Origin of the sequence: Congregibacter sp. (assembly GCF_965660375.1) — a bacterium.
Classification (GTDB): Bacteria; Pseudomonadota; Gammaproteobacteria; order Pseudomonadales; family Halieaceae; genus Congregibacter.
The window spans coordinates 1-17,334 of sequence record NZ_CBFHZO010000086.1 but is presented as its reverse complement, the minus strand read 5'-3'; the positions used below and the strand labels follow the sequence as shown (position 1 = coordinate 17,334).

The window sequence follows — 17,334 nt, the reverse complement described above, 5'->3', positions numbered from 1 at the left end:
GCTTCGCTGTGATCGCGCCTCGGCACGCCCCAACGTGTCTTAACACGCCAAAAAAGGATCATTACCCGTGACGGACCGCAAACGACCTCGCCCGGACGACTACTTCAAAGACTGGAAAGAGCGCGAAGCGCTGGCGGAAGATATTATCCCTCTGGTAGGACGTCTGGCCCGGGAAAAGAACGTCAAGTGCTTCTGCTACGACCGTTCCATGGTGAACACCTCGGTGCTGGATCTTATGAAGACCCACCGCTATGTGCGGCAGGTAGAGGGCAATGAGCTGTCCGAGCGGGAGACGCATCCGGTGCTTGTGGCGATGAGCAAGCTTGACCTGGGGCCGGCCCACATCGATGTGGGGCGTCTTGCCGTCAACTACTACGACAAGAACCATGGTGAAGGTCTCAGCATCGACGAGTATGTGCGCGAGCAGCTGGGATACCTTCTCGCCAGTGAAGGCACCGAGGTGGAGAAACCCCGGGACGTTGTGCTCTACGGCTTTGGGCGTATCGGTCGCCTGGTGGCGCGCATACTGATTGATAAAGCGGCGGGGGGAGAAGCGTTTCGCCTTCGCGCGGTGGTGGTGCGCAAGGGTAGCGCTCCCAATGATCTCGAGAAGCGCGCGAGCCTGCTCCGTCGTGACTCTGTGCACGGGGCCTTTAAAGGCACGATTCGCGTGGACGAAGAGCGTCAGAGTTTCGTGGCCAATGGCAATGAAGTTCGGGTGATCTATGCCAGTTCTCCCGACAGCATCGACTACACGGAATACGGCATCAACGACTCCATTATTATCGATAACACCGGTGTCTGGCGCGATGAGGAAGGTCTGTCTCAGCACCTGAAATCCCGGGGCGCGGCCAAGGTGATTCTCACCGCACCAGGAAAAGGGGACATCAAGAATATTGTTGCGGGCATCAACAACGAGGACATTGCTGCGGATGACAGCATTATTTCGGCGGCGTCCTGCACGACCAACGCCATTGTCCCGCCGTTGAAAGCTATTAACGACAAGTTCGGCATTCAGCACGGGCACGTGGAAACGGTGCACGCCTATACCAATGATCAGAACCTCATCGACAACTATCACAAGGCAGACCGTCGGGGACGCAGTGCGCCCCTGAACATGGTGATTACCGAAACCGGCGCGGCAAAGGCCGTAGCCAAGGTGCTTCCGCAGCTGTCCGGCAAGCTCACGGGGAACGCGATTCGTGTCCCCACACCCAACGTATCCATGGCCATTTTGAACCTCACCCTGGCTGAGGAAACAGACACAGAAACGTTGAATGAATACATGCGCCACATGGCTTTACATTCCACGATGCGTCGTCAGATTGACTATTCGGCATCCCCGGAAGTGGTGTCTTCAGACTTCGTGGGATCCCGCACGGCCTGTGTCTATGATGCGCGAGCGACAATTGTCAGCGGAAATCAGGCTGTTATGTATCTGTGGTATGACAATGAGTTTGGTTATAGCTGTCAGGTATACCGCGTGATGGAGCGAATGGCCGGTGTCAACTATGCGGTTTATCCACAGCAGGCGTAGCGAAAAGGGCCTCGACGCGGCTTCGAGGTCTTATCTTCAACAGCCGCTGTAAATAGCGTGTCACTTCAGTAGCGGGAGCCCCCGACGCTTCGCTATAATGCGCGCGGCCTGATACCGGTTCGTGGGGGAGCGAAGCGAATCGGTAAGTCATTCAAGGTCAACACAAGCAAAAAAACAGCGCTCCGCGCGCATTTGTGGTGGCCCATTCGCTTGAAACACAACGACAATCCAGGCGGATTACATGATTAAAATTTCGCGGGGGCTTGATATCCCTCTTGAGGGTGCGCCCGAGCAGAAGATTGCTGACGCACCTGACGCGCGCGCCGTGGCGGTTCTTGGCGCAGATTACGTAGGCATGAAGCCGACCATGGCGGTACAGGTCGGAGACCGCGTCCAGTGCGGACAGATTCTCTTCAGCTGCAAGAAAACCGAAGGCGTGCACTATACGGCGCCTGCTTCTGGCGTCGTCTCTGCGATAAATCGCGGGGCGAAGCGGGTACTGCAGTCCGTAGTCATTGATGTGGAAGGCGCCGATAACGAAGACGCTGTAGCTTTTGACGCCTATGGTGCAGACGAAGCCCGAGCGCTGGCGCCGAGTGCCGTGCGAGCGCAGTTACTGGCCTCAGGCCAATGGACAGCCCTGCGTACGAGACCTTTTAGCGCTGTACCTGCCCCGGACCAGGAGCCCGCAGCAATCTTTGTCACTGCCATGGACACCCATCCGCTGGCAGCCGATCCGGCGGTTATTATCGCTGGGCAGGAAGAGGCATTTTCCCTGGGGCTTGATCTCCTCGCAGGCCTGACGAACGGAGCGCTTCATTTGTGCACCGCGCCCGGAGGGGAAGTTCCCGGCGGCAGTGCCGGGAATATCCAGCGAGAAGAATTTGCGGGTCCCCACCCGGCAGGCCTACCCGGCACCCATGTGCACTATCTTATGGGGGCTAGTCCGGAGCGGATGGTGTGGACTGTGGGATACCAGGACGTCATCGCCATTGGCCGTCTCTTTCTCGATGGCCGTCTGTGGACAGAGCGCGTGATAGCGCTGGCAGGGCCTCAGGTGGAAAACCCGCGTTTGCTCCGTAGCCGTCTGGGTGTGGATCTCGAGGCCCTGGTTGCGGGGCAGCTTAAGGCAGGGGAGAACCGCGTGATCTCGGGATCCGTGCTGGGGGGACGCAAGGTTTCCGGCGCCACTGCTTACCTTGGGCGGTACCACTCGCAGGTATCGGTGCTGGAGGAAGGGCGCGAGCGGGAGTTTATGCATTTCATGCGACCTGGCGCCAATAAACATTCAAGTCTGGGAATTTTTATTAGCAGTTGGTTCGGTCTTAAGCCCCTGGCAATGACCACGTCTACTAACGGCAGTGAGCGCGCTATGGTGCCGGTGGGGGCCTACGAGCGCATCATGCCGCTGGATATTCTGCCGACACAGCTGCTGCGCAGCCTCATTGTGGGCGATACCGAAACCGCTCAGGCCCTGGGTTGTCTGGAGTTGGACGAGGAGGATCTTGCGCTTTGCACCTATGTCTGTCCCGGGAAGTACGAATACGGGCCTATCCTCAGGGATAACCTGACACGCATTGAGAAGGAGGGTTAAGTCATGGCATTACGTGGCTGGCTTGACGGCGTTGAACACCATTTTCAGGACGGTGGACGCTTCCAGAACTTCTACCCGCTTTACGAAGCCGTAGATACTATTTTTTACAAACCGTCGTCGGTTACGCGCTCCACGGCGCATGTCCGCGACGGTATCGATTTGAAACGCATCATGATTACCGTGTGGCTGGCGGTGTTTCCGGCGATGTTCTACGGCATGTACAACCTCGGGTTTCAGGCCAACGAAGTGCTCGCAGTGACCGGTGGTAGCGTCGACGGCTGGCGTGGATCGCTGATTGCGGCTTTTGGCGGCACAGACTCCTCGAACATCTGGCACAACATGTGGTTCGGTGCTTTGTATTTTGTGCCCATCTATCTGGTTACCTTTGTTGTGGGCGGTTTCTGGGAAGTACTCTTTGCGATCAAGCGTGGCCACGAAATCAACGAAGGATTCTTCGTGACTTCGATTCTCTTCGCATTGATTTGTCCTCCGGATCTGCCCCTGTGGCAGGCTGCGCTGGGTATCAGCTTCGGTATCGTTATCGGCAAGGAAGTCTTCGGCGGTACCGGTAAGAATTTTCTCAACCCGGCGCTTACCGGGCGCGCGTTTCTGTACTTCGCCTATCCGGCGCAGTTGTCGGGCGACGCAGTGTGGACGGCCATCGACGGTTACAGCAGTGCCACGCCACTGGGCATGGTAGCGTCCCAGGGTATGACCGCCATGCAGGCCCAGTACACCTGGATGGACGCGTTTATCGGGTCAATTCCCGGGTCCATTGGTGAGACGTCAACACTCATGGTCATGGTTGGCGGTGCGATTCTGCTGCTCACCAAGATTGCCTCCTGGCGTGTTGTGGCGGGAGTCTTCCTCGGCATGTTCCTGTTTTCGTCATTCCTGAACATGGTGGGCTCGGACAGTAATCCGGCCTTTTCCATGCCCTGGTACTGGCACTTTGTGGTCGGTGGTTTTGCTTTCGGCATGTTCTTTATGGCAACGGACCCGGTATCCGCCGCAATGACCGATCGCGGACGCTGGGCCTATGGGATATTGATCGGAGTAATGGCGGTGCTCATTCGGGTAATCAACCCGGCCTTCCCCGAGGGCATCATGCTCGCGATTCTGTTTGCCAACCTGTTTGCGCCGCTTTTCGATCATTTTGCGGTGCAGGCAAATATCAAGAGGAGGCTTGCCCGTGGCTAGCAACGACGGTATCGGCAAGATTCTGGGTGTCGCGCTCGCGCTGTGTATTGTGTGCTCGGTCATCGTGTCCACAGCGGCGGTGGTGTTGAAGCCCGCGCAGGAAGCGAACAAGACGCTGGATCGCAAGCGGAATATTCTTCAGGCAGCCGGCATGCTGGAGGAAGGGCGCAGTGTTGACGAGCAGTTTTCGGTGGTAGAGGAACGCTTTGTCGATCTTTCGAGTGGCCGGTTCACCGATGAAGTGGTGTCTGGCTATGATCAGCAGGCGGCGGCAAAGGATCCGTCCCGCTCGCGGGACATTCCCAGCGATGAGGACATTGCCAAGCTCGGGCGCCAGGCTGAGGTCGCGCAGGTTTATCTGGTCCGTGGAGACAGTGGCGACTACGAAAAGATCATCCTGCCTGTGCATGGCTACGGTTTGTGGTCGACACTCTACGGTTTTCTCGCCCTGGAATCTGACGGAAACACCGTGGCGGGGCTCGGATTTTATGACCACGGAGAAACTCCGGGGCTTGGCGGTGAGGTGGACAACCCCCGCTGGAAGTCCCAGTGGCCAGGCAAGAAGGTGTATCGCGAGGGCGAGGTCGAGCTGAGCCTCGCCAAAGGTTCAGTGAACCCTGCCAGCCCTGACGCAGACTGGAAAGTCGACGGACTTTCGGGAGCAACGCTCACCAGCCGCGGCGTAAGCAATCTTATCGATTTCTGGCTGGGTGACGCGGGCTTCGCTCCCTTCCTGGAAAATCTCAGAAACGGGGAGGCTTGATCATGGACTCGGTAAAAGACACGCTCGTCGGTCCCATCGTTAAAAACAATCCTATCGCCCTGCAGATACTCGGTATCTGCTCGGCGCTGGCCGTCACATCGTCGCTTAAGGTCACCTTGGTCATGTGCATTGCCCTGACCCTGGTGACCGCGTTCTCCAACCTGTTTATTTCCTCTATCCGGCATCACATCCCGGGCAGTATCCGCATCATTGTGCAGATGACCATCATTGCTTCTCTGGTGATCCTTGTGGACGAGGTGCTCAAGGCGGTGGCCTATGACATCAGCAAGCAGCTCTCGGTGTTCGTGGGATTGATTATTACCAACTGCATTGTGATGGGACGCGCGGAGGCCTTCGCGATGAAGAACCCGCCGGTGGCCAGTTTTATGGACGGCGTAGGCAATGGCCTGGGTTACTCGGTGGTGCTGATTTTTGTCGCAGTGATCCGGGAACTCTTTGGCGCGGGCAAGCTGTTCGGTTTTGAGATCCTGCCGCTGGTGACCGAAGGAGGCTGGTACAACCCCAACGGTTTGCTCCTGCTGCCTCCCAGTGCGTTTTTCCTCATCGGTCTGTTTATCTGGATTCTCCGCTCCGCGGATAGCAAGCAGGTCGAAGAGCCTGACTTCCGCATGGCGAAACACACGGTAGCGGAGGAGAGCGTCTGATGGAGTATTACCTGGGCCTGTTCGTACGGGCGATTTTCATTGAGAACATGGCGCTGTCGGTCTTTCTCGGTATGTGCACCTTCCTGGCGGTGTCCAAGAAAGTCAGCGCTGCCATCGGACTGGGCGTTGCCGTCGTGGTGGTGCTGACCATTACCGTACCGGTGAATAACCTGATTTATAACTACCTGCTGGCCGACGGGGCACTGGCATGGGCGGGTTTACCGGAGGTGGATCTTAGCTTCCTGGGACTACTTTCCTACATTGGCGTCATCGCAGCCCTGGTGCAGATTCTGGAGATGTTCCTGGATAAGTATGTGCCGGCGCTGTACAACGCCCTGGGCGTGTTCCTGCCCCTGATTACGGTGAACTGCGCCATTCTCGGTGCCTCGCTTTTGATGGTGGAGCGCGACTACACCTTCGGCGAGAGCGTGGTCTTTGGGGCAGGTGCCGGCGTCGGCTGGGCGCTGGCTATTGTGGCTCTCGCGGGTATTCGGGAAAAGCTAAAGTACAGCGATGTCCCCGACGGCTTGCAGGGGCTTGGCATTACCTTTATCACTGTAGGACTGATGTCCCTCGGCTTTATGGCCCTGGGCGGCATTGATCTCTGAGGTTTATTTACACATGGATATGACAATCGTATACGGCGTTGGCATGTTTACCGCGATGATTCTCGCGCTGGTAGCTATCATTCTTTACGCCCGAACGCTGTTGGTAAGTAGTGGTGACGTCACCATCGAGATAAATGGTGAACGCAACATTACGGTGCCTGCCGGTGGAAAGCTGCTCCAGACCTTGTCAGACGCCAACGTATTTCTGGCCTCGGCCTGTGGCGGCGGCGGCACCTGCGCGCAGTGCAAATGCATCGTCAACGAGGGCGGTGGATCCATGCTACCGACGGAAGAATCCCACTTCACCCGTCGTGACGCGGCGGATGGCTGGCGCCTGTCCTGCCAAACCGCGGTAAAGCAGGATATGAAGATCGAGGTCCCGGAAGAGGTCTTCGGGGTCAAACAATGGGAATGCACCGTCGAGAGCAATCCCAATGTTGCCACGTTCATTAAAGAGCTAACCCTGCGTCTTCCCGAGGGAGAAAGCGTGGATTTTCGCGCTGGTGGCTATGTGCAGTTGGAATGCCCACCTCATCTGGTCAACTACAGCGATTTTGATGTGGACGAAGAATACCGGGGGGACTGGGAGCGCTTTGGGTTCTTCAAGATGTCCTCCAAGGTAGACGATACCGTAATCCGCGCCTACTCCATGGCGAACTACCCCGAAGAGAAGGGGGTCGTTAAGTTCAATATTCGTATCGCTACGCCCCCTCCGGGGAGCGAAGGCATCCCGGCCGGACAGATGTCTTCCTGGGTGTTTGGCTTGAAGCCCGGCGACAAGGTCACGGTGTATGGTCCCTTCGGCGAGTTTTTTGCCAAAGACACCGATGCGGAGATGGTGTTTATCGGTGGTGGTGCCGGCATGGCACCCATGCGTTCGCACATCTTCGATCAGCTGAAGCGTCTTGGCAGCAAGCGCAAAATTTCCTTCTGGTACGGGGCTCGCTCTCTGCGTGAAATGTTCTACGTGGAAGACTATGACCAGCTGGCCGAGGAGAACGAGAACTTTGACTGGCACGTCGCCCTGTCAGATCCCCAGCCCGAAGACGATTGGGACGGACTCACAGGCTTTATCCACAACGTGCTGTATGAAGAATATCTCAAGGACCACCCCGCACCGGAAGACTGCGAATACTACATGTGCGGTCCCCCGATGATGAACGCGGCGGTCATCAAGATGTTGACGGACCTCGGTGTCGAGCCGGAAAACATCATGCTGGATGATTTCGGCGGCTAGGTAGTCTCCCGGGGCCTCATGGGGTCCCGCTGGCCCGCGCTATGCTCTTACGCCTCCGCTTGCTTGCTGCCGTCCTCGCGACAGCGCTGTTGCTCTCATCCTGTGACCGGGGGGGGCAGCGCGTTGTGCTCAACGGTGCCACCATGGGGACAACGTGGTCGGTTATTTTTCAACTGCCGGAGAAGAGTGGCAGGCAGCCCAGCGGCGAGGAGTTGCGTTCCCTGATAGATGCCGAGCTGCAGGCCATCAATCAGGCGCTGTCGACCTACATACCAGACGCTGAGATATCCCTGCTCAACGCCGAGCCCGGTGACGTAACCCGGACCCTGTCCCCACGCTTTGCCACGGTACTGGACGCCGCATTATCCATCGGCGCTGTTACCGATGGTGCCTACGACATTACCGTTGGACCGTTAGTGGAGTTGTGGGGCTTTGGCGCACGTACCCGCGAACCCACACCACCGTCAGACTCGGATATTGCCGACGCCATGGCCCGTGTCGGCGCTGAACGTTTGTTCTGGAAAGCAGACAGCGCGACATTGAGTCGACCCGCGGGCATGAGAATCGACTTGTCCTCGATCGCCAAAGGCTACGCAGTGGACCAGTTGTCCGAGCTTCTCGCAGAGCAGGGTATTACCAACAGTCTGGTAGAGATTGGGGGAGAGCTTCGCGCGTCTGGGGTCCGTCCCGAAGGAGGCCTGTGGCGGCTTGCGGTAGAGTCTCCGGATCCGTCCCAGGCCCGTTTTATTGAAGCGATTGCTGCGGGCGATGCTGCGGTGGCGACCTCCGGGGATTACCGCAACTATTTTGAGTACCAGGGCCAGCGCTACTCGCATCTGGTGGATCCTCGCAGCGGATATCCCGTGGCCCATGAGCTGGTTTCTGTCACCGTTATTGACCGTCAGTGCATGATCGCTGATGCGCTGGCCACGGCCTTACTGGTCCTCGGGCTGGATTCTGCGCTTGAGCTCGCAGAGCGCGAGGGGATCGCCGCACATTTTGTCTCTCGGGGCGATGCGGGCCTTGAGGTACACTATACGGAGGCATTTGATGCTTACCGGCAGAGTTCCCAGGCTGACACTGCTAAACTGTAGGACCTCTGCCCCCGGGCGTATCGATAAGGCCACGCTGGAGTTTTTATGGTTTTTGTACTCGCATTCCTGATTATGGGCTTGATTATGGCTGGCATGGCCATCGGGGCCATGGCCGGGCGTGGATCTCTGAAGGGATCCTGCGGAGGACTCTCTGCCGTAGGTATAGAAGGTCGCTGTGAAATCTGTGGTGATGATCCGAGTCTGTGCAAGGAGGAGGGGGAGAGCGGCGGCAGTAGCGACGCTTCGGATGCCCGCTTTTACGACGCCAGCAAGTAACAGCTGAAGCGTTGACCGATGGCCTCCTACGCACGTTTTTTGGGGCTTCGTTACGGCTTTAGCCGTCAGCGTTCACGGTTTACGACCCTGGTGTCTATGGCGTCCATGCTGGGCATGATGCTCGGTGTTGCCAGTCTCATTACTGTTCTTTCAGTCATGAATGGCTTTGCGGGGGAGCTGCGAGGGCGCATTCTGGCATTGGTTCCCCACGCTTACGTGGAACAGACTCCGGGGACGGGTCCACAGAAAACGGCGGAAGCCACCGCGGAAACGGAGTCACTATCCTCTGATCTGCTCGCTCACCCCGAGATACTTGCCGTGGCACCTTTTGTGCGCGAAACCGTGCTTTTCTCCGGCCCCTATCGACAGCAGGGAGCTTCACTCACAGGTATCGATATCGCAAAACAGTCGGCGCTGACCGAGCTTGACCAATTCCTACCAGTGGGAGGTCTTGATGACCTCGCAGCGGACTTTACGGTGATTCTCGGCAGCACTCTGGCGCGTATGCTGGGTGTGGTGCCGGGTGATGAAATACGCATTGTGTTGCCCCAGGTGAGCGTTACCCCCCTTGGACTGTTTCCGCGATCCCGCCTGCTCACGGTGGTGGGGCTTTTTGAGGTTGGCGCCCAGCAGGACAGTCTGCTGGCCTACGTCTCCCTGGCTACCGCAAATCGCCTCCTGAAAAACGGTGGCATCCGGGGGCTGCAGCTGCGCACGACCGATCTGATGAACGCGCCGGGACTAGGCGCCTCGTTGGAATCCTTGCTGGAGGGCCGGGGTGTTTATCGGCCCTGGAGCGAGACCCAGGGCTCGCTGTTTCGCGCTATCCGTATGGAAAAGCTCACGGTGAGCATTCTGTTACTGGGCGTGGTGCTTGTGGCGGCGTTCAACGTAGTATCAACGCTGGTCATGGCGGTGACAGAAAAACGCCGGGACATAGCAGTTTTGCGCACCATGGGCGCCACCCCCGGCGCTATATCTCGGATTTTTTTGACGCAGGGCCTTGCCCTGGCGCTTTTGGGTGTAGTGGCCGGCGCTGGAGCCGGCGTTTTACTGTCCGTTTATGTGGCGGACGTCGTGGATTTCTTTGAGAGCCTGTTGGGCGCGAGAATCTTCGATCCGTCGGTTTATTTTATCTCCCGTTTGCCGTCCCGCCTGCTGTGGACGGATGTTGTGACAGTGAGCGTGGCGGCGGCGATGCTCAGTGTGCTTGCTGTGATCTATCCCGCCTGGCGCGCCAGCCGCGTTGCCCCTGCAGAGGTTTTACGCTATGAGTGACTCTTTTGCCTCGTCTGACGTCCTGGCATTGTCCTGTCGGGACGTGCACAAGAGCTACGAAGACGGACGTTCCCGCGTCACGGTGTTGCGCGGCGTGGAGTTTTCGCTGACCGATGGTGAAAAGGTGGCGATCATCGGTGCTTCCGGTTCGGGTAAATCCACATTGTTAAATCTCCTTGGCGGCCTTGATCATGTTAGCGAAGGAGAAGTCGCCCTCGCGGGCACCGTGCTCTCCACTCTGTCTGAGGCGCAGTTAGCGGGATGGCGTAATCGCCATCTGGGCTTTGTTTACCAGTTTCATCACTTGCTGCCGGAGTTCTCAGCACTGGAAAACGTGGCCATGCCCCAGCTTATCGCCGGAGTCCCTCGCAGGGCTGCGGAGGCTGCAGCCGCCGCTATGCTGGACGAAGTCGGTTTGGTTAACCGCAGCGCGCATCGTCCGGGGCAGCTTTCCGGCGGCGAGCGTCAGCGTGTCGCTATCGCCCGGAGCCTGATTAACAACCCCCGCTGTGTGTTGATGGACGAGCCCACGGGGAACCTCGACCCGGAGGCCGCTGAGCAGGTGCTCGGACTCATCGACAAGCTTCGGGCGAAACACAGTGCTTTTGTGGTGGTTACCCATGACCTAGCGGTGGCCGGGCGTATGGAGCGCGTGCTGTGTCTCACCGACGGACGTCTGGAAGCTGCCCCGTGACCTTTTGGGAGACCCTGCGCATTGCGCTGCGCTACACCCTTGCCTTCGGTCGCGGGCATCTCTCGGTTTTTATGGCGGGCGTATCCATGACCGGGCTCGTGTTGGGCACCGCTCTGCTGCTTACGGTGCTGTCTGTGATGAATGGCTTTGAGCGTGAAATGCGCGAACGGATACTGGCCCTCGTGCCCCATGTGACCGTACATACACCCCCTGACGGCGAAGCCGGGTCGGAGCTTGCAAAGCGCTTCGAAACGCTTCCCTCTGTGCAGACCGTGTCCCCCTTTGTGAGCTTTGATGGCATGGCGATCCGCGGTCGCGACGTGACGGCGATATCCGGTTTGGGACTGGAGAGCCTCCCGGCAGGGACACCTGGGGTTCTTGCGGTCGAGGGGCTTCAGGATCTGTCCGGGGTGGTGCTCGGCGATTCGGTGGCCAAGCGTCTGGCCGTGGAGGCGGGAGAGAGCATTACGATTATTGTGCCGCCGCGCAGCAGGGACCGGCGCAATGTCATTGCGACAAAGCGGCTGGCCGTAGCCGCCGTGGTCGATACCGGTACTGAGCTGGATGAAACCCTGGCGCTGATGTCGCTCACACAGGCCTCAACGTTGGCGGGCCTCGATGGTGGCATCAGCGGCCTGCAGCTTCGCTACACGGACCCCTTTGCTGTGGATCTACTGTTGCCGCAGCTGCGCCGGGAACTCTCGCCGGGCAGCTACGCCACCACGTGGCGCATGACCCACGGTAATCTCTACGCGGCGATACAGCTGTCCCGGGATCTGGTGGTTCTGTTGCTGACGTCCATCATCGGAGTCGCTGCGTTTAACGTGGTGTCTGCCCTGGTGTTGATCGTGATCGATCAGCGGGGCGCTATCGCGATCATGCGCACTCTGGGGGCCACGCCTGCGAATATGGCAGCCATCTTCATCACTCAGGGCTTGCTTATTGGCTTTATAGGTTCGTCGCTGGGCTGCGCCCTCGGCATGGCAATATGCGTAGCGCTACCGACAATTGTTGCAGTCTTGGAGCAGGGATTGCAGTTCCAGTTTTTAAGCACTGACGTCTATCCGGTGTCCTTCATCCCGGTGGATTTACGAGGGTCAGACGTACTACTTATTGCCGCGGTCGCGGTTGTGATGTGCGTCCTGGCGGCCTTATACCCGGCGCTTCGTGCGGCACGTCTCCAGCCGGCGAGGGTGCTCCATCAGGATCTCTGAGCGCGGATTTTTTTGCGTTTCTTCCACTGCCTGGCGACCCGCAGACGCCACAGCACGTTCACAATAAAGTAGCCGAGACTGCCAAAAAACAGCCCACAGAGGAGGCAGCCGACCACCAGGGGCCGCCAAACGCGCTGTAGCTCCTCATTAATCCATTGAATGCTCAGCACAAACTCCACTTCCTTAATGGGCACATCGATGATCAACGCGCCTACCTGGTAAGCCAAATAAAAAATGGCGGGTACGGTCAGGGGGTTGGTGATCCAGACGAGCCCCACGGAGATAGGCAGGTTGCAGCGAAGCAAGATGGCGCCAAGCGCTGCCAATATCATTTGTCCGGGAATGGGTATGAAGGCCAGGAACAGGCCGACAAAAAATGCCATGGATGCGGAATAGCGGTTGAGGTGCCATAAATTGCTGGCATAAACCCACTCGCCAAGAATGTCCAGCGTGCCGTTTTTCCGCAGCCGTGCAGGGGAGGGCATCAGTGATTTAAGCGTATTCCGCGGCATGGTCAGCTGACCGGAAATGCTGTTCGTTGGGAGGGGGTGTCGTGCTTCACTAGAACATCGGCCAGGTAGCGGAAAATTCATAAATTGTGGGCTTTATTATGCCGCCGGAAGCGCAGCGATGGTAGCACCGTACCCCCTGATGCTTTTGTTCCTGGCGACCGGGCTTGTGGCCCTGCAAATTCCCGCGCTCCCGACACTCCCGCTTACAGTCTTTGCTGCAACTGGTATTACCTTGGCTCTGGTTCTGGCCCTGGTGCGGTTGCGGGTGAGAGACGTCAAGGACGCCGAGGGTGGTTCTTCGCAGCTGCAATGGGTTCGTTGCGCGGTTTTGCTCTCGGTGCTAACACTGTCAGTGTTGGTCCTTGTGCTCTACACATCACTTAAATGGCAGACTCGACAGCTGTCACCGCTCTGTCAGCGTGAGCTGGTGACCGTCAAAGGGACGGTGGACGGCTTGGTGCAGCATTTGTCCGGCCCACGCGATGTCTACCGCTTTAACCTTCGGGTGGCGCATATGGAGCCCCAGCGCTGTGCGGGGCCCGAGCGTATCCGTTTGTATCTCGATGCCGACAGCTTGCGGGCCAGAGATCAACGGCTGGCGAGGGCGGGCGCTTCGAGGATCCTGCGCCGGGAGCCTGCGGACCTTGCGCCGGGGGCACAGCTGAAGTTTGAGGCGCGTCTTCGTCACCCCTGGGGCACCGTGAATCCGGGGTCCAGAACGGGCGAAAAGGCCTATGTCGTTTCCGATATTCACGCCGTGGGTTCGCTAAGAACCTTACATTCGGTGAGCGCGGCTCTGGACGGCACGCTAAGCATTAATGCGAGGATTCACAGGCTAAGGAGTGCTATTTCGTCGTCTCTGCGAGACCGGGTGCCCGAGAGTGCAGGGGCCTTACTCGCGGCGCTGGCGGTGGGTGATCGTCGATTTATGACTCCTGAGACCTGGACTCGCCTGCGGGTCTTTGGCCTCACGCATTTGATGGTGATCTCGGGCCTCCATATCAGCATGCTGGCGATACCGGGGTGGTATGTCGGGGCCGCTCTGGGACGCGCTGCTGCCGCCCTCAGGGCCCCTCAAAGTTTCACACTGGCGCTGGCGCCGTCCTGCGCGGTGTTCTTCGCCGGCGGGTATGCATTGCTGTCGGGGCTGGCGCTGCCGGCCCAACGGGCCCTGCTCATGCTGAGTCTACTCATGATCCCCCGCTTGCTGGGACGCAGCGTCAAAGCCGCGGGGGTGCTTCCCATGGCTGCGATAACGCTGCAGCTTCTGAATCCTTCGACGCTTCTCACCGCCAGCTTCTGGCTAACCATAGGAGCGGTGGGACTATTGCTCTGGTTCAGCAGCTGGCGGAGTAATAGTGGATGGCTGCGCAGTTTATGGAGCGCCCAAGGATACATGTTGATGGCGATGCTACCCCTGGGGCTGTTCTGGTTTCAGGAAGCCGGCAGCATCGGTGCGGTGGTGAACCTGCTGGCGGTGCCGCTCATTACCTTTTTAGTGGTCCCCTTGCTCCTTTGCGCGGTGGCGCTTGAGCCGCTTTGGCTGTCATTGGCTACGACGCTTCTCGATTGTGCCGCTTTTTGTCTTTCCAGCCTGTGGTCTGCGCTCGCTTACTGGGAGCCAATAATCAGCCGCTGGAGCGTCCTGCGGGTGAGTCCGGGCGTCACGGCCCTGCTCCTGGCCCTGCTGGGGGTGCTTGTGGTGGCGCTGCCGAGATTCCAGGGGCGGGTTTCCGTCGTAGGCTTGCTCCTCATGCCCCTGAGTATTCCGGCGTCAAACAGCAACGATGCCGTGGAGCTGTTATTTTTTGATGTGGGGCAGGGCACCGCGGTTTTGTTGCGTCATGAGGGCAAAGCCTTGCTATACGATACCGGCGGTGGGCCGGTGGCAGGGCCCGCGGTTGCCTCTCGGACCGTAGTGCCAGCGCTGCAAAGCATGGGCATCCAGACCCTGGAGGCGCTGATCATCAGTCATGCTGATCGCGATCATGATGCCGGTGAGACGGTGATTATCCAAAGAAGTCCGCCGGACGTCATACACAGGGCTGTGTCATCGGCAGGCGCCCGAGCCTGTCGGCTGGGAGCAACATGGCGCTTTTCTCGCGGTGTGACTTTGCGGTACCTCTCCCGGCATCTCGCCGGTGATAGCGACAACAACGGCTCCTGCGTTCTGTTGATCTCTGTTTATGGCCGCAATGTTCTGCTGCCGGGTGACATCGACGCGGGGCGAGAGCGTGAGATTCTGCGCTATTGGGGAAAGGATCTGACTGCGGATGTGCTGTTGGCGGGCCATCACGGCTCCGCGAGCTCCAACAGTCGACTCTGGTTACGCTCGCTGGCGCCCGAAGCGCTGATAGTCACTGCCGGACATGGCAATCGCTTTGGTCACCCCGCGCCCCGGGTAGGGGATAGCGCTGCGGCGTCGGGTATTCCGCTGCTTAACACCGCATCTCGTGGTGCAATCTCCATGAGCGTGTTCCCCGACGGGCGCATGAAATGTCGCGCCTTCCGCCATCGCTGGGCACCTTTTTGGCGCCGGGGTGATTTTGACCGCGATTGTCTTCCTCCCTGAGGGGCCATCCGCGGTTATAATCAGCCCGTCACAAGAGGAGCCTCACAGTGCTGGAACTCATCACCGCCGGTGGCCTGCTGATGATCATCATCATCGCCTGCTCGGTCGTCGCCATTGCTATCTGCATTGAACGAACCTATGTGCTGAATCGTCGTCGCATCGCGCCGCCGCATTTGCTCGCCAATGTTTGGAAGCAGCTTAAGGCCGGGGAGCTGGACACGGCAAAACTCCGTAATCTCAGGGATTCTTCGCCGCTGGGGAGGATTCTGGCAGCGGGACTTGCCAATGCCCATCACGGGCGCGATGTTATGAAGGAAAGTATTGAGGAGGCCGCGGGGCACGTGGTGCACGATCTTGAAAGGTATCTCAATACTTTGGGAACCATCGCAGCCATTGCGCCCCTGCTGGGTTTGTTGGGTACCGTCGTGGGGATGATTCGCGTATTCGCGGAAATCATGTCCCAGGGTACTGGCAATGCAAGTGCTCTCGCCGGGGGCATCTCCGAGGCCCTGATCACGACCGCCGGGGGGCTCTGTGTGGCGATTCCGGCACTGGTAATGCACCGCTATTTCAGTGGTCGCATCGACGGCATTGTGGTGGAGTTAGAGCAGCAGACGATCAAGCTCGTTGATGCCCTTCACGCCCGGGAAGAGGGGCGGGGAGAGGGACAAAGAGAGGGGCGGGAGCAGGCGTGAAGTTTCGCCGTCAAAGCCGTGAAGAGCTTAACGTCAATCTGACACCTCTCATTGATGTGGTGTTTCTGCTGCTGATCTTTTTTATGGTGTCCACGACCTTTACCCGGGAAACACAGCTATCCGTGGATCTGCCGGAAGCCACCGGTCTTGTGCGCGATGAAGTGGAGCAGCAGGTGGAAATTCTTATCGACGAGCAGGGTAACTACCGGGTGAACGGTAACGCGCTGGTGGATACCAGTATGCGCACACTTCAGGCTGCGGTGTACAAGGTGTCCGAGGGCGATACGACGCTGCCGCTGGTGATTTCGGCCGATGCTCAGGCAGCCCACGAGTCGGTGGTCAAAGCCATGGATGCGGCGGGGCAGATGGGATTCAGCCGGCTGAGCATTGCGTCGGTTCAACCCACGCAGGCTCCCTGACCGAGGTGTTAGATCGACTCGCACTGGCGCTGGAGCGCGCCTGGTATCAGCCGCCCCGGCTTCTGCTATTGCTACTACCTCTGGAATGGCTGTTCGCGGCGCTTACGGCCCTTCGTCGTATGGCATTTCGTAAAGGCTGGTTCTTTAGTAACCATCCGGGAACACCCGTGATTGTAGTCGGCAATATTTCAGCCGGGGGTACCGGCAAAACGCCAGTGGTGATCGGCATTACCCAGGCACTCCACAACCAGGGGCTTCGCGTGGGCGTTATCAGTCGGGGTTATGGCGGCTCGGGACAGGGCGTTATCCCTGTCACCGCAGATGCCGATTACCGTCTCGTGGGGGACGAGGCGCTACTGATTGCCGGGAGCACCGGTGCCAGCGTGACCGTAGGTCGCGACCGCGTTGCGGCCGCACATCGCGCTGCAACGGAGGATGTGGACGTGATTATTTCTGACGATGGCCTGCAGCATTATGCGCTGCAGCGTGATGTAGAGGTGGTCACCAGTGATGCCGAAAGCGGTTTTGGAAACGGGCATCTGCTCCCGGTAGGGCCCCTCCGCGAGCCACGACGGCGCCTGGCCACGGTGGATTTTTTTCTTCTTCGCGGCGGTCAGGATCCTCACTCGGGTACAACTTACCGCCCAAAGCACTTTCGCCGTGTGTCCGATGGCGCTGTGCGTGAGCTCCAGAATCCCGGCTTTGGTCCTGCCGTGCATGCCGTGGCCGCCATCGCCCGGCCGCAGCGCTTTTTTGAAACCCTCCGATCTCTGGGATTGGAGCCCAGGGAACACCCGTTTATCGACCATCGGGCGTTTGAAGAAAAAGATTTTGCGGCTCTTGGCGATTTGCCGGTGGTCATGACTGCTAAAGATGCCGTGAAATGTCCAGACCTTACGGGCATAAATGCCTGGGTGCTGGATATGGAGATACAGTTCCCCGAGGGTTTTGTCTGCCAGCTTATGGACCGCAGCGG

The 17,334-nt window shown here is 58.7% G+C and carries 17 protein-coding genes; 16 read left to right on the top strand and 1 reads right to left on the bottom strand.

What is annotated here, in order from left to right; translation table 11 throughout:
• Positions 1–67 precede the first annotated feature (67 nt).
• The 12 genes from ACTG3T_RS07695 (at position 68) to ACTG3T_RS07640 (ending at position 12,160) form a co-directional block, all read left to right on the top strand.
• Positions 68–1,537 carry a glyceraldehyde-3-phosphate dehydrogenase gene (locus ACTG3T_RS07695; RefSeq protein ID WP_439101681.1) on the top strand — a complete coding sequence of 490 codons (1,470 nt, stop codon included), beginning with the start codon at positions 68–70 and terminating at the stop codon, positions 1,535–1,537.
• Between the two features lie 241 nt (positions 1,538–1,778).
• Positions 1,779–3,131, top strand: coding sequence for a Na(+)-translocating NADH-quinone reductase subunit A (locus ACTG3T_RS07690; RefSeq protein WP_439101680.1), 1,353 nt, complete (start codon positions 1,779–1,781; stop codon positions 3,129–3,131).
• A gap of 3 nt (positions 3,132–3,134) precedes the next feature.
• Positions 3,135–4,331, top strand: coding sequence for an NADH:ubiquinone reductase (Na(+)-transporting) subunit B (locus ACTG3T_RS07685; RefSeq protein ID WP_439101679.1), 1,197 nt, complete (start codon positions 3,135–3,137; stop codon positions 4,329–4,331).
• Entirely contained in the window at positions 4,324–5,094 is a 771-nt protein-coding gene (locus ACTG3T_RS07680) for a Na(+)-translocating NADH-quinone reductase subunit C (RefSeq protein WP_439101678.1), read from the top strand. Before ACTG3T_RS07685 ends, ACTG3T_RS07680 begins: the two co-directional genes overlap by 8 nt.
• Before the next feature lie 2 nt (positions 5,095–5,096).
• Positions 5,097–5,759: an NADH:ubiquinone reductase (Na(+)-transporting) subunit D gene (locus tag ACTG3T_RS07675; RefSeq protein WP_439101677.1), complete on the top strand. Its 663-nt coding sequence runs from the start codon at positions 5,097–5,099 to the stop codon at positions 5,757–5,759.
• On the top strand, positions 5,759–6,367 hold the full coding sequence (gene nqrE, locus ACTG3T_RS07670) for an NADH:ubiquinone reductase (Na(+)-transporting) subunit E (RefSeq protein ID WP_439101676.1): 609 nt from the start codon (positions 5,759–5,761) through the stop codon (positions 6,365–6,367). Before ACTG3T_RS07675 ends, nqrE begins: the two co-directional genes overlap by 1 nt.
• A gap of 13 nt (positions 6,368–6,380) precedes the next feature.
• Entirely contained in the window at positions 6,381–7,604 is a 1,224-nt protein-coding gene (nqrF, locus tag ACTG3T_RS07665) for an NADH:ubiquinone reductase (Na(+)-transporting) subunit F (protein WP_439101675.1), read from the top strand.
• Positions 7,605–7,645: 41 nt separating this feature from the next.
• Positions 7,646–8,698, top strand: a complete 1,053-nt coding sequence (locus ACTG3T_RS07660; RefSeq protein ID WP_439101674.1) for an FAD:protein FMN transferase — start codon at positions 7,646–7,648, stop codon at positions 8,696–8,698.
• A gap of 45 nt (positions 8,699–8,743) precedes the next feature.
• On the top strand, positions 8,744–8,974 hold the full coding sequence (nqrM, locus tag ACTG3T_RS07655) for a (Na+)-NQR maturation NqrM (protein WP_439101673.1): 231 nt from the start codon (positions 8,744–8,746) through the stop codon (positions 8,972–8,974).
• Positions 8,975–8,992: 18 nt separating this feature from the next.
• Positions 8,993–10,252 carry a lipoprotein-releasing ABC transporter permease subunit gene (locus ACTG3T_RS07650; protein ID WP_439101672.1) on the top strand — a complete coding sequence of 420 codons (1,260 nt, stop codon included), beginning with the start codon at positions 8,993–8,995 and terminating at the stop codon, positions 10,250–10,252.
• The gene (locus ACTG3T_RS07645; protein ID WP_439101671.1) at positions 10,245–10,946 is read left to right on the top strand and encodes an ABC transporter ATP-binding protein; all 702 of its coding nucleotides are present in this window, start codon (positions 10,245–10,247) and stop codon (positions 10,944–10,946) included. The genes ACTG3T_RS07650 and ACTG3T_RS07645 overlap by 8 nt, the downstream gene beginning before the upstream one ends.
• Positions 10,943–12,160 carry an FtsX-like permease family protein gene (locus ACTG3T_RS07640; RefSeq protein ID WP_439101670.1) on the top strand — a complete coding sequence of 406 codons (1,218 nt, stop codon included), beginning with the start codon at positions 10,943–10,945 and terminating at the stop codon, positions 12,158–12,160. Before ACTG3T_RS07645 ends, ACTG3T_RS07640 begins: the two co-directional genes overlap by 4 nt.
• On the opposite strand, the gene ACTG3T_RS07635 is transcribed toward ACTG3T_RS07640, so the two are convergent.
• On the bottom strand, positions 12,148–12,672 hold the full coding sequence (locus ACTG3T_RS07635; protein ID WP_439101669.1) for a DUF2062 domain-containing protein: 525 nt from the start codon (positions 12,670–12,672) through the stop codon (positions 12,148–12,150). The two genes, ACTG3T_RS07640 and ACTG3T_RS07635, sit on opposite strands and share 13 nt — an antisense overlap.
• Before the next feature lie 118 nt (positions 12,673–12,790).
• Here ACTG3T_RS07635 and ACTG3T_RS07630 point away from each other — a divergent pair, with 118 nt between their 5' ends.
• The 4 genes from ACTG3T_RS07630 to lpxK form a co-directional block, all read left to right on the top strand.
• Positions 12,791–15,244, top strand: a complete 2,454-nt coding sequence (locus ACTG3T_RS07630; RefSeq protein ID WP_439101668.1) for a DNA internalization-related competence protein ComEC/Rec2 — start codon at positions 12,791–12,793, stop codon at positions 15,242–15,244.
• 47 nt (positions 15,245–15,291) lie between these two features.
• Positions 15,292–15,939 carry a MotA/TolQ/ExbB proton channel family protein gene (locus ACTG3T_RS07625; protein ID WP_439101667.1) on the top strand — a complete coding sequence of 216 codons (648 nt, stop codon included), beginning with the start codon at positions 15,292–15,294 and terminating at the stop codon, positions 15,937–15,939.
• On the top strand, positions 15,936–16,358 hold the full coding sequence (locus tag ACTG3T_RS07620) for an ExbD/TolR family protein (protein WP_439101666.1): 423 nt from the start codon (positions 15,936–15,938) through the stop codon (positions 16,356–16,358). The genes ACTG3T_RS07625 and ACTG3T_RS07620 overlap by 4 nt, the downstream gene beginning before the upstream one ends.
• Before the next feature lie 5 nt (positions 16,359–16,363).
• On the top strand, positions 16,364–17,334 hold a 971-nt coding region (gene lpxK / locus ACTG3T_RS07615; protein WP_439101665.1), incomplete at its 3' end, for a tetraacyldisaccharide 4'-kinase.